Source organism: Paenibacillus sp. MAHUQ-45 (genome assembly GCF_058133325.1).
Genome location: NZ_JBYUPV010000001.1, coordinates 303,613 through 316,376 on the forward strand (window position 1 = coordinate 303,613; position 12,764 = coordinate 316,376).

Here is a 12,764-nt window from a genome sequence, read left to right on the forward strand (position 1 = left end):
CGGCTTAAGAGGCTATTGAGTACTGATCCGTACAGGTTGGTGTAGATGAAGGAGTGTCGTGCTGATGATGAAGCTATCCCCAAAATTAATCGGTGAGAACAATAAAGATTATTCTTATAGAGTTATTCGTGAAAATATGATGTCGCTCACCCTGGCCCCGGGGCAGGTTATCAGCGAGATTGATCTTGCCGATGCGCTGCAAATTTCCCGTACGCCGATCAGGGAAGTGCTGGCGAAGCTGAAGGAGGAGCATCTGATTGATGTGGTTCCGCAGGTTGGCACCTATGTGTCCAAAATCAAGGGCCATCTGATTGAAGAAGCTGCTTTTATGCGTTTTACGCTGGAAAAAGAGGTCCTGCTCCGCTCTTGTCAGTCGTTCCCGGCTGAGGCACTGCTGGAGCTTAAGAAGAATGTCGGGCTGCAGGAGCTGCTGATCGACAAGAAGGGCAAGGAGCTTGATTTTCATCAACTGGATACGGAATTTCATCAGATCATCTATCGGGGCAATCATTTGGAAAATGTGTGGAAGTCCATCACCCGTCTGAGCACTCACTACAATCGCATTAGACTGCTCTCTGAAATGGAGCATAGCTTCACGGAGGCGGTAGCGCAGCATCGCCATATGATCGGGCTTATCGAACAGGGCCAGACCGAGCAGATTGAGCGTGCCGTCAAACAGCATATCCTGGAACCAATGAAACAGTGGAAGGAATTGTACCGGGGTGACAGCCGTTGTGCACATTTTTTTGATGTGGGTTCAGGGGTTCATGTATCTTGAACTATTTTTAGCTGGAGGGCATTTATCATATTGCTCCACCCCACCTTGTATGCTAGTATACAAGTATTCGGATTCGTGAATAGGGAGGCCAATCGAAATGGAAATGTCGTTCCGCTGGTATGGGGAAGAGGACCCGGTCAAGCTTGAGTACATTGCGCAGATTCCGGGGATGAAAAGCATTGTCACCGCAATCTATGATGTACCGGTAGGAGAAGTGTGGCCGATGGAGAAAATTACAGCTCTGAAGGAAAGAGTCGAGTCGGTAGGTCTGAAGATATCGGTTATTGAAAGCGTTCCCGTACATGAGGACATCAAGCTGGGGCTGCCTACGCGTGACGTCTACATTGAGAATTACAAGGAGACAATCCGCAATCTCGGCCGGGCGGGTATTCCTGTGATCTGCTATAACTTTATGCCGGTGTTCGACTGGACACGTTCGGATCTGTCCTTTGAGTTGCCGGATGGCTCCACCACTCTGATCTATGAGGAAGAAATCATCCGGAGAATGGACCCGAAGCTGGGTGAGCTGGCATTGCCGGGCTGGGATACCTCTTACGGAGAAGGGGGACTTGGCAAGGTCCTGGATCAATATGAAGGGATAGATGAAGAGAAGCTGTGGGAGCATCTCGGCTACTTTATTGAAGGGATTCTACCGGTTGCCGTAGAAAGTCAGGTTAAAATGGCGATTCACCCGGACGATCCACCATGGTCCATCTTCGGTCTGCCGCGCATTATTACGAACAAAGCTAATCTTGAACGGTTCCTGAATCTATATGATTCCCCGTATCACGGGCTGACTTTATGCTCTGGCTCCTTAGGCTGTGATCCGAACAATGATTTTGTCGATATGGTTAAGTATTACGGCGGGGTTAAGAACCGGGTGCATTTTGCTCATCTGCGGAATATCAAGATCACGGGTGAGAAGTCCTTCCAGGAGTCCGGGCATCTGTCCGAATGGGGATCACTCGATTTCTACGAGATTGTTAAAGCCTATGTCGAGTATGGTTTTGACGGGCCGTTCCGCTCGGATCATGGACGTATGATCTGGGGAGAGACGGGAAGAGCAGGGTACGGATTATATGACCGGGCGCTGGGCGCCGTCTATATCAACGGCTTGGCCGAAGCGGTCAAGAAGTCGTTACATTCCTGAAAGGAGAGCAGACGATGACAACTTTCATTCATGAGGATTTTCTGCTGCAATCGGAGGCGGCCCGAAGACTGTACCATGAGTATGCGAAGGATCTGCCCATCATCGATTATCACTGCCATCTGGACCCCAAGGCGATTGCAGAGAATGCGCGTTTTGACAGTATTACGGACATTTGGCTGGGCGGGGATCACTATAAATGGCGCGCTTTAAGAACTTATGGTATCGATGAAAAATATATCACCGGGGATGCTTCTCCTGCAGAGAAATTCGCCAAATGGAGCGAGGTGCTGCCCTATACCATCGGAAACCCGTTGTTTCACTGGTCGGCCCTGGAGCTGAAAACTTACTTTGGCGTGGACGATTTGTTGACTGCGGATAATTGGGAGGAGATCTACAGAAAGTGCAATGAGGTCATATCTCAACCGGACTTCACCACTCAAGAGCTGATTACTCGTTCCAATGTAAAATGGATCTGCACCACGGATGACCCGGCGGATGATTTGCGCTATCACCGGCAGATTGCGGAGCAGAAGGATTTCAAAACCGCTGTCACGCCTACGTTCCGGCCGGATAAAGCCCTGCAAATTGGTTCCTCTGGCTTCCTGGATTATGTGGGGGTGCTGGAACAGACAGTAGGGTATCCTCTTCGGTCTTATGCATTAATTGAAAAAGCCTTACTGGAGCGCATAGAATATTTCGACCGGTTGGGCTGCATGATCTCCGATCATGGCTTTACTCACTTGCCGTATGCAGAGGCTTCAGCCGAGGAGCTGGAGTCAATTGTCTCCAAACGTCTGCAAGGTGAGTCTCTGAGCAATCTGGAGTCTGACCAATATGCTACGTCGCTGTTTTTGGCGATGGGGAGGAAGTATGCACAGTTCGGCTGGGCGATGCAGCTGCACATTGGCGCGATTCGTAATCCCAATACCCGGATGTTCCGCCAGTTAGGGCCTGACACCGGGTTTGATACGATCGGCGACAATAATTATGCTGACAATCTCTACAGATTGCTGGATGGATTGGAACAAAGTAATGAATTGCCGAAAACCATTCTGTACAACCTCAACCCGGTCCATAATGATGTACTGGCCGCGATGATCGGCTCTTTCCAACAGAGCGGCGTCCGTGGCAAAATCCAGTTTGGTTCCGGCTGGTGGTACAACGACCAGAAGGATGGTATGACCAAACAGCTTACCGCCTTGTCCAATCTGGGACAGCTTAGCTGCTTTATTGGTATGTTGACAGACTCCCGCTCTTTTCTATCTTATACCCGTCATGAATACTTCCGCCGCATCCTCTGCAATATCCTGGGGGGCTGGGTAGAGAACGGTGAAGTACCTAATGATTTCCCGTTCCTAGGCCGTATCGTAGAGGATATTTGCTACAACAATGCCAATGCCTATTTTGGATTGGAAGGGCATGCCTTGAAGAAATAGATAATGACTATCAAGCATTGTGTACCAGCATATGTATAAAAAAACAGGCTAAGGAACCGCCGTTCAGCGGTTTCTTAGCCTGTTCTAATGTGCAGTGTGATTCTATTCCTCAGAATCCACGTTATGATACACTTGCTGAACATCATCGAGGTCTTCCAGCGCGTCGATCATTTTGTTGAACTGCGCTTCTGACTCTGCCGGAATCTCTACGTAGTTCTGGGCCAGCATGGTGATTTCAGCCACCGTAAATTCAGTAACGCCTGCATCCTTCAGCGCTGTCTGCACAGCATGGAATTGATCAGGTGCAGCGTATACGATCACAGCGTCGTCTTCTTCGAGAATATCACGCGCATCGACATCTGCTTCCATCAGCAACTCCAAAACTTCCTCGGCGGTTTTACCGGTCAAGCCGATAACCGCTGTCTCATCGAACATATAGTTTACGGAACCGGCTACCCCAAGGTTGCCACCGTTCTTGCTGAACGCTGCCCGCACTTCGGAAGCGGTGCGATTCACGTTATTGGTCAGTGCATCGACAATGACCATCGAGCCGTTCGGGCCAAAGCCCTCATAGCGAAGCTCGTCATAGTTCTCGTCGGAGCCACCTTTGGCTTTTTCAATGGCACGGTCAATTATGGCTTTGGGAACATTATAGGTCTTGGCACGCTCAAGGACGAATTTCAGGGCCTGATTGGATTCCGGGTCCGGCTCGCCTTGTTTGGCTACTACATAAATCTCGCGGCCAAATCTAGCATATATACGACTTGTATTGGCATCCTTAGATGCTTTTTTCTCTTTAATATTATTCCACTTACGTCCCATAGTTTTCGCTCTCTTTCAACATTGAATGTGCATCACTATTCTTTATTATATCTCTTTCAGGGGGGCATGATCAAATATTCTGAACCCTTTAGAAGCAAAAAAATTCATTGCACGAGAACCGAACCTGGCGAAGAGTGCGGCATGTTGACCCCTTAGAGATTCAACGTTATTATAGATGAATAAAGTCTGTAATTGAGGTGTTACATGAAATACTCAAAAGCTACCAATTACGCGCTGCATACGATGCTGTTTATGATGGCGGCCGGCACAGATAAACCCTTGGGAGTTCAGCAGCTTGCAGAAAGACAAGGCGTGTCCCCTACGTATCTGTCCAAAATCTTGACCAAGCTGGTCAAGGGCGGTCTTATTGAATCCGCTTCCGGAGCGAACGGAGGTTATCGCCTCAAGCGCAAGAAGGAAGATATTTCGTTCCTTGATGTGATTCATGCTATTGAAGGCACGGCCTCCTTGTTTGAATGCAGCCTCGATCATTCCTCGGAATGCCTGATCCAGCAGGTGATGGTGGAGGGGGAGCACAAGATGGAGGAGCATTTGCAGAATCAAAAGCTGTCCACGTTGGCAGAGAAAATAACTGTCGTTCTATAAAAAGCAAGTGCCGAGAAAACGGTGCGTTGCTTTAGATCTCCTCATCAAAAAGAGTCCAGCCTGGTTATCCAGGCCGGACTCTTTATTTTTTAGCGGATTAATAAGAATTTGGAAGCTCTACAGCAGGATCTGACTCAGCGTCATAATCTACGCCTTCGGTCTGGAAACCGAACAGGTTAAAGAAATCCTCACGGTAGCCTTCAAGATCGGCAAGCTCAGAGACATTGGCGGTTTCCAGCTTGCTCCAACGGTCCATAACTTCCTTCTGCACATCATCACGCATTTCCCAATCATCAATGCGGATCAGCGTGCTGCCATCGGCAGTTGCCGGGCCTTCACCATACAAGCGGTCGGAGAACAGGCGATAGATCTGCTCGATGCAGTTCTCGTGAATTCCTTTTTCCTTCATTACTTTATACAGTGCGGAAATGTAAAGTGGAACAACAGGAATAGCCGAGCTGGATTGCGTAACAAGCGCCTTATTCACGGATACGAAGGCACGACCGCCTTTAGCTCCGAGCTGTTCGTTCAGCTTGATTGCTGTCTGCTCCAGATCGTTTTTGGCTTTACCAATAGTTCCCTCGCGGTAAATCGCGTGAGTAACTTCTGGTCCGATGTAGGAGTAGGCAACGGTAGTGGCTCCATCCGCCAGAACGCCGGCTTTGGACAGCTCATCAATCCACATGCTCCAGTCCTCGCCGCCCATAACAGCAATCGTCTGACGAACTTCTTCCTCTGTAGCCGGCTCGATGGTTGTATCGGATACTTCTCCGGTATGGAAGTTCATAGTCTTGTTGCTATATGCTTCGCCGATCGGCTTAATTACCGAGGAGAAGGTCTCTCCGGTTACCGGATGCGTGCGGCGCGGGGAAGCCACGCTGTAAATTACAAGGTCTACGCTCTTAAATTCGTTTTTGATCAGCTCGATGGTTTTTTCCTTGATACCATCGGAGAAGGCATCGCCGACAATGCTGAAGGATTTCAATCCAAGCCCGTTAGCCTGCTCTTCAAAAGCTGCTGAATTGTACCAGCCAGCGGAAGCTGTACGAGAGCCTTCTGCCGGTCTGTCGAAGAAGACGCCGATCGTATTGGCGCCTGCACCAAAAGCTGCGGCAATTCGCGAAGCCAGACCATAACCGGTCGAAGCACCGATTACAAGCACGTTGGCTGGGCCGGAGATTTTCTTCTGGGACTGTACATATTTAATTTGCTTCTCTATTTGCTTGGCGCATCCTTCAGGATGGGCTGTTGTGCATATAAAACCGCGTGTTTTTGGTTGGATAATCATCAAGGAATTCCCCTTTGTAAATAAATTTAAACCTGCAATCAATCAGTAAGAGTATAGCAAACAATATTTAGTAATTCAAAGCATTTGCACAGCAAAGCATCCCCACTCATGCATAAAGGCTTCCTTCACAGGTCACAATAGGAAAAAACCAGAATGAAGGGATTAACGTGAATGCTTCTCGCTTGAAAAAACAGCTTTGGCGTAGATGGAGACGTTGGAAAAAGGCCTTGTGGGTGGGGGCGGCCTGTGTCGCTATAACGATATTGGCGTGGCGCGGAATGCAGCTTCCCGGCGAAATTACTGAGCTGCTTGAGGAACCATCTGCTTCTGTAGCGGATTCGTTGGATCGCCTGCGCGGCACGGTTGAGAACGGGGAACGTTCCGGGGATGAGCCGGTAACGGCAGTTTTTCGGGGAGGAGAGGGCGATGAAGAGGGCGGCTACAGCTCAAAGCGCGAGCTAATTCTCCAGACGATACAGCAGAGTGGACTCAGCAGAGCGGTTCATTTGAAGGTTAGCTATGTATCCGGTGAAGAGATTCAGAATCTACCCGGACAGATGAACCCGGCCCAATTGAAGGAATTGATCGCCAAGCATCCTTCCTGGGAGGCAAAAATCAGTGCTGCCGGAGATCTTTGGCTGGAAAAGAGAATTGATGACCTGTCTCCAGCCGTTAAGAAGGAAGCCTACTTTGGCGTAGATGAGCATGGGAACTTGACACTGTTCAAGGGCCCGCCAGGGCAGGATGAAGTGCTGAAGACTTTTTTTCAAATAGATATGGGCTCCATGAAATCATCTTTGCCGGAGGACATCTGGAGGCAGCTGCAGGATGGCATCCGGGTGCAGGACATTGAAGAGTACAACAGTGTGCTTTCCACCTTCAGTGACTACGCGCGGGATAATTCCGAGCAGGTCATGCAGAACAAGGAATAAGCCGCAGCTTCTGTTCTGGCGAGGTTGTTAATAGGAAGTACAGGATTAAGGCCTGTGGGATACCCGCAGGTCTTTTTTGCTGTTTATTTTCGTTTTTTCCACAAAATCAGTGCTTGACGATATGCAGGAGCACAGTTGAAGAACTCATGATCCCGTAGCCTTTACACGAACAAGCGGGTCAGGTGCTGATTACGCTGTTGAGCCTTATTTTTATCTTTTTTTCGCGGCAACCCCTCCCTTGTATAGGGCCAAAAGACCCCTTTTCTGGCAACAAGGAAACTTTCTCCTCACCGGGGAGTCTATTTTTGCTATAATGGTTAGAAGGAATACATATGTTCGCTTTAGTAGTGGAGCCGAGGGACGGAGCCTGGCTTCTTATTGACCATAGAGGAGAGAGAAGTGTGCGGATATTAGGAATTGACCCGGGGCTGGCGATTGTCGGCTTCGGCTTTGTGGACAAGGAAGGTCATAAGCTGACGCCTGTGCAATATGGCTGTATCCAGACGGAGGCCCATACTCCGGAAGAGGAGCGGCTGCTGCATGTTTATGAGGGCATTGTCCAGCTTATGGACAAATACAAACCAGATGCGGTGGCACTGGAGAAGCTGTTTTTCGCCCGCAACGTAACCACTGCACTGCCGGTTGCGCAAGCACGCGGTGTTATGGTCCTGGCGGCCATCCAGCGCGGGCTTCCCATTGCCGAATATACACCTATGCAGGTCAAACAGGCCATCGTCGGATACGGTAAGGCGGAGAAGCGCCAGGTACAGGAGATGGTGAAGATGTTTCTGAAGCTGTCCGCGATTCCGAAGCCTGACGATGTGGCGGATGCGCTGGCTGTTGCCGTTTGTCATGCGCACTCCTATAGCCTAAATTCCAAATTAAATGAGGTATTGCGAAAATGATAGATTTCTTAAGAGGTCCTGTTGTATATCTGGAATCGGAATATGTAGTGCTGGATGTGCAGGGGGTAGGGTATCGCGTATTCTGTCCGAATCCCTATGCTTTTGCCAAGACCGAGGGTCCTGTAACGATCTTTATTCATTATGTGACTCGTGAGGATGCTACCCTGCTGTTCGGTTTCTCGACCCGTGAAGAGCAGCGGTTGTTCCGCAAGCTGATTGAAGTGTCCGGCATCGGGCCGCGGGTAGCACTTGGCATCCTGACAGGTGGGACCCCGGATCAGCTGATCTCGGCCATCTATCAGGAGAATATTACGTTCCTGACGAAGCTGCCGGGGATTGGCAAGAAGACGGCCCAGCGCATGATCCTTGATCTGAAGGACAAGCTGGATGGACTTAGTATGGCTTCCATGCAGACAGGCCTCTTTGCGGTTCCGCAGGAAGAAGGCAGCGATGCCTTGCCGTGGGATGAGGCTAGAGACGGCTTGAAGGCGCTTGGCTATACCGAGAGCGAGTTGGACCGTGTATGGCTAGCCCTGAAGAAAGAGGGAGCTGACACGGGGAGTGTTGATGTATTGATGAAAAAAGCGCTGAAGCTGCTGTACTTGGCGAAATAAAGCCTGCCTGCGGGCATCTTTTAAAGAACTGGAAGTGATAGAGTATGGACGACCGGATCATATCTGCCAATCTGATGATGGAAGAACAGGCTGTAGAGCTGAGCCTGCGCCCTCGTTATCTGGGTGAATATATCGGACAAGGTCAGGTTAAGGAGAACCTGAAGATTTATATTGAGGCAGCTAAGATGAGAAATGAGGCGCTGGACCATGTGCTGCTTTATGGCCCGCCGGGTCTTGGCAAGACGACGCTAGCGAATATAATTGCTAACGAGTTGGGTGTGAACTTGCGGACAACCTCGGGACCAGCAATTGAGCGGCCGGGGGATCTGGCCGCGCTGCTGACCAACCTGCAGGAGGGCGATGTGCTGTTCATTGATGAGATCCATCGCCTGCATCGCACGGTGGAGGAGGTCATGTATCCGGCCATGGAGGACTTTGCGCTGGATATTATGATCGGCAAAGGGCCGAGTGCGCGTTCCGTGCGCCTGGACCTGCCCCCATTCACGCTGATCGGTGCGACAACGCGAGCAGGACTATTATCTGCGCCGCTACGCGACCGCTTCGGCGTTGTTAGCCGGCTCGAATTCTATTCCATCGATGAGCTGAGCTTTATCGTCTCCCGCAATGCCGATCTGCTAGGCATTGAAATTCAAGGAGAGGCTGCTGAGGAAGTGGCACTGCGGGCACGCGGAACCCCGCGTATCGCCAACCGTCTGCTGAAGCGCGTCCGCGATTTTGCCCAGGTGCGCGGCGATGGAATTATTACACCCGACATTGCGGCTGAAGCGCTTCGTATGCTTCAGGTTGACCCGCGTGGACTGGACAGCATTGACCATAAGATGATTCACTCCATGATTACGAGTTTCCGCGGCGGTCCTGTAGGACTCGATACCATTGCCGCTACTATTGGAGAAGAGAGCCAGACCATAGAGGATGTATACGAGCCTTACCTGCTGCAGATCGGCTTCCTGCAACGGACGCCACGCGGTAGGATTGTCACGCCGGCTGCCTATCATCATTTGGGCATTCCGCTCCCTCCGGAGCAATCATGAGTCTTAATTCCCTGTACGAAGGAGGATGCTGAATGAAGCATGGAAGAAGGAAATTCTCAGCGCTGAAGGTGCTGGGCCGGGGATTGCTGGTGTCAGCGCTAGCAGCGGGAAGCTTCCTGATCCCTGCCGGGAGCAGTGAGGCTGCACCCGGTGCAACGATTCGTGTAGCACTGTATGCCGATATCGGCAGTAAATATAAATCTACGGTGGCGGCGGCAACGCTACAGTCGGACCAAAGTTTTAATCTTGTGACCCCACAAGGAGGCGGGGCGCCGCTTGCGACGGTTCCAGCCAAGAGCAGTATTCGTGTTAGCCTGGATGGCTTTCGGGTGAAGGTGCTGGAAACTCCGTCCTGGCAGGCGGCAGCCGATGCTGCCAAGAAGCTGCAATCTACTTCAGACAAGCCTCAGCTGTTTGTGGTGACGAGAAATGGGTCTAGTCTGTATCAGCTTTACACCGGAGTATATGCCAGTGAAAATGCAGCGAAGGATGGATTGTCCAGAGTAACCAAAGCAGGACTCGCCATTCCGCCGGGACAGACACCGGCAGTGACAGGCACCAAGCATTTGTCGGCAGGTTCCTTTGCGACCCAGGACGAGGCCGATGCAGTAATTGTCAGCTTGGCAGCAGCGGGATTCGATGCCTGGCCGGTGTTGTCTTCAGCTCAAGACGGCAGTTCGCGGGTCGAGGTCTGGGTTGGAGAAGCTGCAAACGATGCGAATCTGGCCACGTTGGCTGCTGCGGTGAATGTGGCGCTGCCGCAGATTACGCTGTCCAACGGTGCAGTCTCAACAGCTGGCTTGATCGTGCGCAGTGATGCGGGCCTGGATCTTACTAATGCGGGACAAGTTCCCCACTATATTGTATACGGTAGCGGAGCCAAATTCCTTGCTGCTGGCAATGATGCTGGTATCCAGCTTGTAGAGCGCTCTAAACGTGTGTATCGAGGTAATCTGGAGCTTAGTGGATTGAACGGATCACTCGCGGTGATTAATGAAGTGTCGCTGGAGCAATATTTGTATGCTGTTGTTGGCGGAGAAGTCTCTGCAAGCTGGCCGGAAGAGGCTCTGAAGGCGCAGGCTGTCGCTGCCCGCAGTTATGCTCTGGCCCAAGGCAACAAATTTGACGTGGCGAATGTGGTGGACACCACACTGAGTCAGGTATACAACGGAATCGGAGCTGAGGCGCCAGCCATCACCAAGGCCGTGGACGCTACAGCTGGTGAGGTGTTGAAGAGCGGTGGACAGGTGATAGAAGCCGTGTTCTCCTCCAACAGCGGCGGTGTAACGGCTGATCCTTCAGAGGTGTGGGGAAACGCCAGTGACGTATTTGCCAGTGTGCCGAGCAAGGAAGACGTTGCATCCGTGGCTTCCAAACAGTGGTATTATGTTCTGCTGCCTAATGGAACCGCTGGATATGCCCGGGAAGATAATATCAAATTAACGGGGAGCAAAACGGCAGCCGGACTTGATTTGGCTACAGCAACCACGAAGGACGTAAACATTCGTCCCCAGCCGATCATCCAAAGTGATGCCAATCCGGTGGGCAAGCTGAACCCAGGAGACAATGCTGTGGTGCTGGACAAGGTATATGAATCCGGCAGCTATTCTTGGGTGAAGGGTCCTTATTCTTCGGCTGATTTGTTGAAGAGTCTGCAAGGCAAGACAAGCAATAGCCTTCCTTCGTCAATCTTCAGCCTTCAGGTTACCCAGCGCGGCCCTTCGGGAAGAGCAACTGAGGTGAAGGCTAATGGCGAGATTCTGAAGGTGAAATATCCGGATCTGTTCCGTTCGGCATTCAATGGTCTGCCTAGCACATTGTTTGATATTGTGCCAACCGGCAGTTATACTGTACTAGGCGCTGACGGCTCAGTCTCTACCATCGGTAGTGGCAGCAATGCTGGTGTTCTCTCCGCAAATGGCAAAGTAACGTCTTCCGCCAGCGGTACGGTGGTTATGGGCGGCGATGCCAAAGCTAGAGTAGTTACTGGTGGGTCTGGCTTCCTGTTCATCGGCCAAGGCTATGGCCACGGTCTAGGCATGTCCCAGTGGGGTGTGAAGGGGATGGCCGACAGCGGGTATGATTACAAGCAAATATTGCAACACTATTATCGTAACGTTACTATAGTTAAGGAATGAAGACGCACAATGAATGTAGAAGATTATGATTTTAATTTGCCTGAAGAGCTGATTGCCCAGACTCCGCTGCTTGACCGTACTGCCTCGCGGCTGTTGCTGGTCAACAAGGAGACAGGTGAGACAGACCACCGGCATTTTAGCGATATGATACAGTATTTGCAGCCGGGAGATACACTGGTCCTGAATGACACGAGAGTCATCCCGGCTCGACTGTTCGGTGTCAAGGAAGAGACTGGGGCGAAGGCAGAAGTGCTTCTTCTAAAGAACCTCGGGGAGGATCGCTGGGAAGCACTGGTGAAGCCCGGCAAGAAGCTGAAGAGTGGTGCAGTTATCGTATTCAGCGATGAACTGCGAGCTGTAGTGGAAGACGAGTCTGATATGGGCGGACGGACACTTCGCTTCATTTATACAGGGATCTTCCAGGAGATTCTCGACAGACTGGGAATGATGCCGCTTCCACCGTATATCAAGGAGACACTGGATGACCGCGAGCGGTATCAGACGGTGTATGCCAAGCATGAAGGTTCAGCGGCTGCGCCAACGGCAGGGCTGCATTTTACCACCAGCTTACTGGAGCAGATAGCGGCCAAAGGCGTATCCATTGCCTACATTACGCTGCATGTTGGTCTGGGCACGTTCCGTCCGATGTCTGTAGAGAAGGTTGAGGAGCATGTCATGCATGCCGAGTATTTCGTCATGTCGCAGGAGACAGCAGATACGCTGAATGCTGCTCGGGAGCGCGGGGGACGAATTATAGCTGTAGGTACGACCTCTTGCCGTACACTGGAAACAGTCGGGCGGCAGTGTCAGGGGGGACCGCTCGTGGCATGCAGCGGATGGACAGATATTTTCATTTATCCAGGTTATCAATTCAATGTCGTTAATGCACTGATCACGAACTTTCACCTTCCCAAATCAACACTGGTGATGCTTGTTAGCGCATTGGCGGGTCGTGAGCATATTCTGGCCGCCTATGAAGAGGCGATTGCAGAGAAGTACCGGTTTTTCAGCTTCGGCGACGCAATGTTTATTTACTAAGTAAG

Annotated in this window: 12 protein-coding genes; 10 read left to right on the forward strand and 2 right to left on the reverse strand. The window is 51.0% G+C overall.

What is annotated here, in order from left to right; translation table 11 throughout:
* The first annotated feature begins 64 nt into the window (after positions 1-64).
* The 3 genes from AC3Y23_RS01315 to uxaC all read left to right on the forward strand — a co-directional run bounded on the left by AC3Y23_RS01315 (position 65) and on the right by uxaC (position 3,364).
* Positions 65-778, forward strand: coding sequence for a GntR family transcriptional regulator (locus AC3Y23_RS01315; protein WP_379194829.1), 714 nt, complete (start codon positions 65-67; stop codon positions 776-778).
* 97 nt (positions 779-875) lie between these two features.
* Entirely contained in the window at positions 876-1,928 is a 1,053-nt protein-coding gene (locus tag AC3Y23_RS01320; protein ID WP_379194832.1) for a mannonate dehydratase, read from the forward strand.
* Positions 1,929-1,942: 14 nt separating this feature from the next.
* Complete coding sequence (gene uxaC, locus AC3Y23_RS01325) at positions 1,943-3,364, forward strand: glucuronate isomerase (protein WP_379194834.1); 1,422 nt, start codon at positions 1,943-1,945, stop codon at positions 3,362-3,364.
* A 102-nt stretch (positions 3,365-3,466) separates the two neighbouring features.
* Here uxaC and AC3Y23_RS01330 read toward each other — a convergent pair whose 3' ends face one another.
* On the reverse strand, positions 3,467-4,186 hold the full coding sequence (locus AC3Y23_RS01330) for a YebC/PmpR family DNA-binding transcriptional regulator (protein WP_379194836.1): 720 nt from the start codon (positions 4,184-4,186) through the stop codon (positions 3,467-3,469).
* 204 nt (positions 4,187-4,390) lie between these two features.
* Here AC3Y23_RS01330 and AC3Y23_RS01335 point away from each other — a divergent pair, with 204 nt between their 5' ends.
* On the forward strand, positions 4,391-4,792 hold the full coding sequence (locus AC3Y23_RS01335; protein WP_379194838.1) for an Rrf2 family transcriptional regulator: 402 nt from the start codon (positions 4,391-4,393) through the stop codon (positions 4,790-4,792).
* A gap of 97 nt (positions 4,793-4,889) precedes the next feature.
* Here the strand turns inward: AC3Y23_RS01335 and fabV are convergent, their stop codons facing one another.
* Positions 4,890-6,080 (reverse strand): enoyl-ACP reductase FabV, encoded by a 1,191-nt coding sequence (gene fabV / locus AC3Y23_RS01340; RefSeq protein ID WP_379194840.1) that lies wholly within the window; start codon positions 6,078-6,080, stop codon positions 4,890-4,892.
* Positions 6,081-6,262: 182 nt separating this feature from the next.
* On the opposite strand from fabV, the gene AC3Y23_RS01345 reads away from it, so the two are divergent.
* The 6 genes from AC3Y23_RS01345 to queA all read left to right on the forward strand — a co-directional run bounded on the left by AC3Y23_RS01345 (position 6,263) and on the right by queA (position 12,759).
* Positions 6,263-7,012 (forward strand): BofC C-terminal domain-containing protein, encoded by a 750-nt coding sequence (locus tag AC3Y23_RS01345; protein ID WP_379194842.1) that lies wholly within the window; start codon positions 6,263-6,265, stop codon positions 7,010-7,012.
* 401 nt (positions 7,013-7,413) lie between these two features.
* Complete coding sequence (gene ruvC, locus AC3Y23_RS01350) at positions 7,414-7,917, forward strand: crossover junction endodeoxyribonuclease RuvC (protein WP_379195738.1); 504 nt, start codon at positions 7,414-7,416, stop codon at positions 7,915-7,917.
* Positions 7,914-8,531 (forward strand): Holliday junction branch migration protein RuvA, encoded by a 618-nt coding sequence (gene ruvA, locus AC3Y23_RS01355; RefSeq protein WP_379194844.1) that lies wholly within the window; start codon positions 7,914-7,916, stop codon positions 8,529-8,531. The genes ruvC and ruvA overlap by 4 nt, the downstream gene beginning before the upstream one ends.
* 44 nt (positions 8,532-8,575) lie before the next feature.
* Entirely contained in the window at positions 8,576-9,583 is a 1,008-nt protein-coding gene (gene ruvB / locus AC3Y23_RS01360) for a Holliday junction branch migration DNA helicase RuvB (RefSeq protein WP_379194846.1), read from the forward strand.
* Positions 9,584-9,615: 32 nt separating this feature from the next.
* Entirely contained in the window at positions 9,616-11,721 is a 2,106-nt protein-coding gene (locus tag AC3Y23_RS01365) for a SpoIID/LytB domain-containing protein (RefSeq protein ID WP_379194848.1), read from the forward strand.
* A 9-nt stretch (positions 11,722-11,730) separates the two neighbouring features.
* Positions 11,731-12,759, forward strand: coding sequence for a tRNA preQ1(34) S-adenosylmethionine ribosyltransferase-isomerase QueA (gene queA / locus AC3Y23_RS01370; protein ID WP_379194850.1), 1,029 nt, complete (start codon positions 11,731-11,733; stop codon positions 12,757-12,759).
* Positions 12,760-12,764: the final 5 nt, after the last annotated feature.

Excerpts from the sequence above, each read along its gene's own strand:
- AC3Y23_RS01315 (WP_379194829.1), top strand. The coding sequence starts at position 65 with ATGATGAAGCTATCCCCAAAATTAATCGGTGAGAACAATAAAGATTAT.
- ruvB (WP_379194846.1), top strand. The coding sequence starts at position 8,576 with ATGGACGACCGGATCATATCTGCCAATCTGATGATGGAAGAACAGGCT.
- AC3Y23_RS01335 (WP_379194838.1), top strand. The coding sequence starts at position 4,391 with ATGAAATACTCAAAAGCTACCAATTACGCGCTGCATACGATGCTGTTT.
- AC3Y23_RS01365 (WP_379194848.1), top strand. The coding sequence starts at position 9,616 with ATGAAGCATGGAAGAAGGAAATTCTCAGCGCTGAAGGTGCTGGGCCGG.
- AC3Y23_RS01330 (WP_379194836.1), bottom strand. The coding sequence starts at position 4,186 with ATGGGACGTAAGTGGAATAATATTAAAGAGAAAAAAGCATCTAAGGAT.
- AC3Y23_RS01320 (WP_379194832.1), top strand. The coding sequence starts at position 876 with ATGGAAATGTCGTTCCGCTGGTATGGGGAAGAGGACCCGGTCAAGCTT.
- queA (WP_379194850.1), top strand. The coding sequence starts at position 11,731 with ATGAATGTAGAAGATTATGATTTTAATTTGCCTGAAGAGCTGATTGCC.
- ruvA (WP_379194844.1), top strand. The coding sequence starts at position 7,914 with ATGATAGATTTCTTAAGAGGTCCTGTTGTATATCTGGAATCGGAATAT.
- fabV (WP_379194840.1), bottom strand. The coding sequence starts at position 6,080 with ATGATTATCCAACCAAAAACACGCGGTTTTATATGCACAACAGCCCAT.
- uxaC (WP_379194834.1), top strand. The coding sequence starts at position 1,943 with ATGACAACTTTCATTCATGAGGATTTTCTGCTGCAATCGGAGGCGGCC.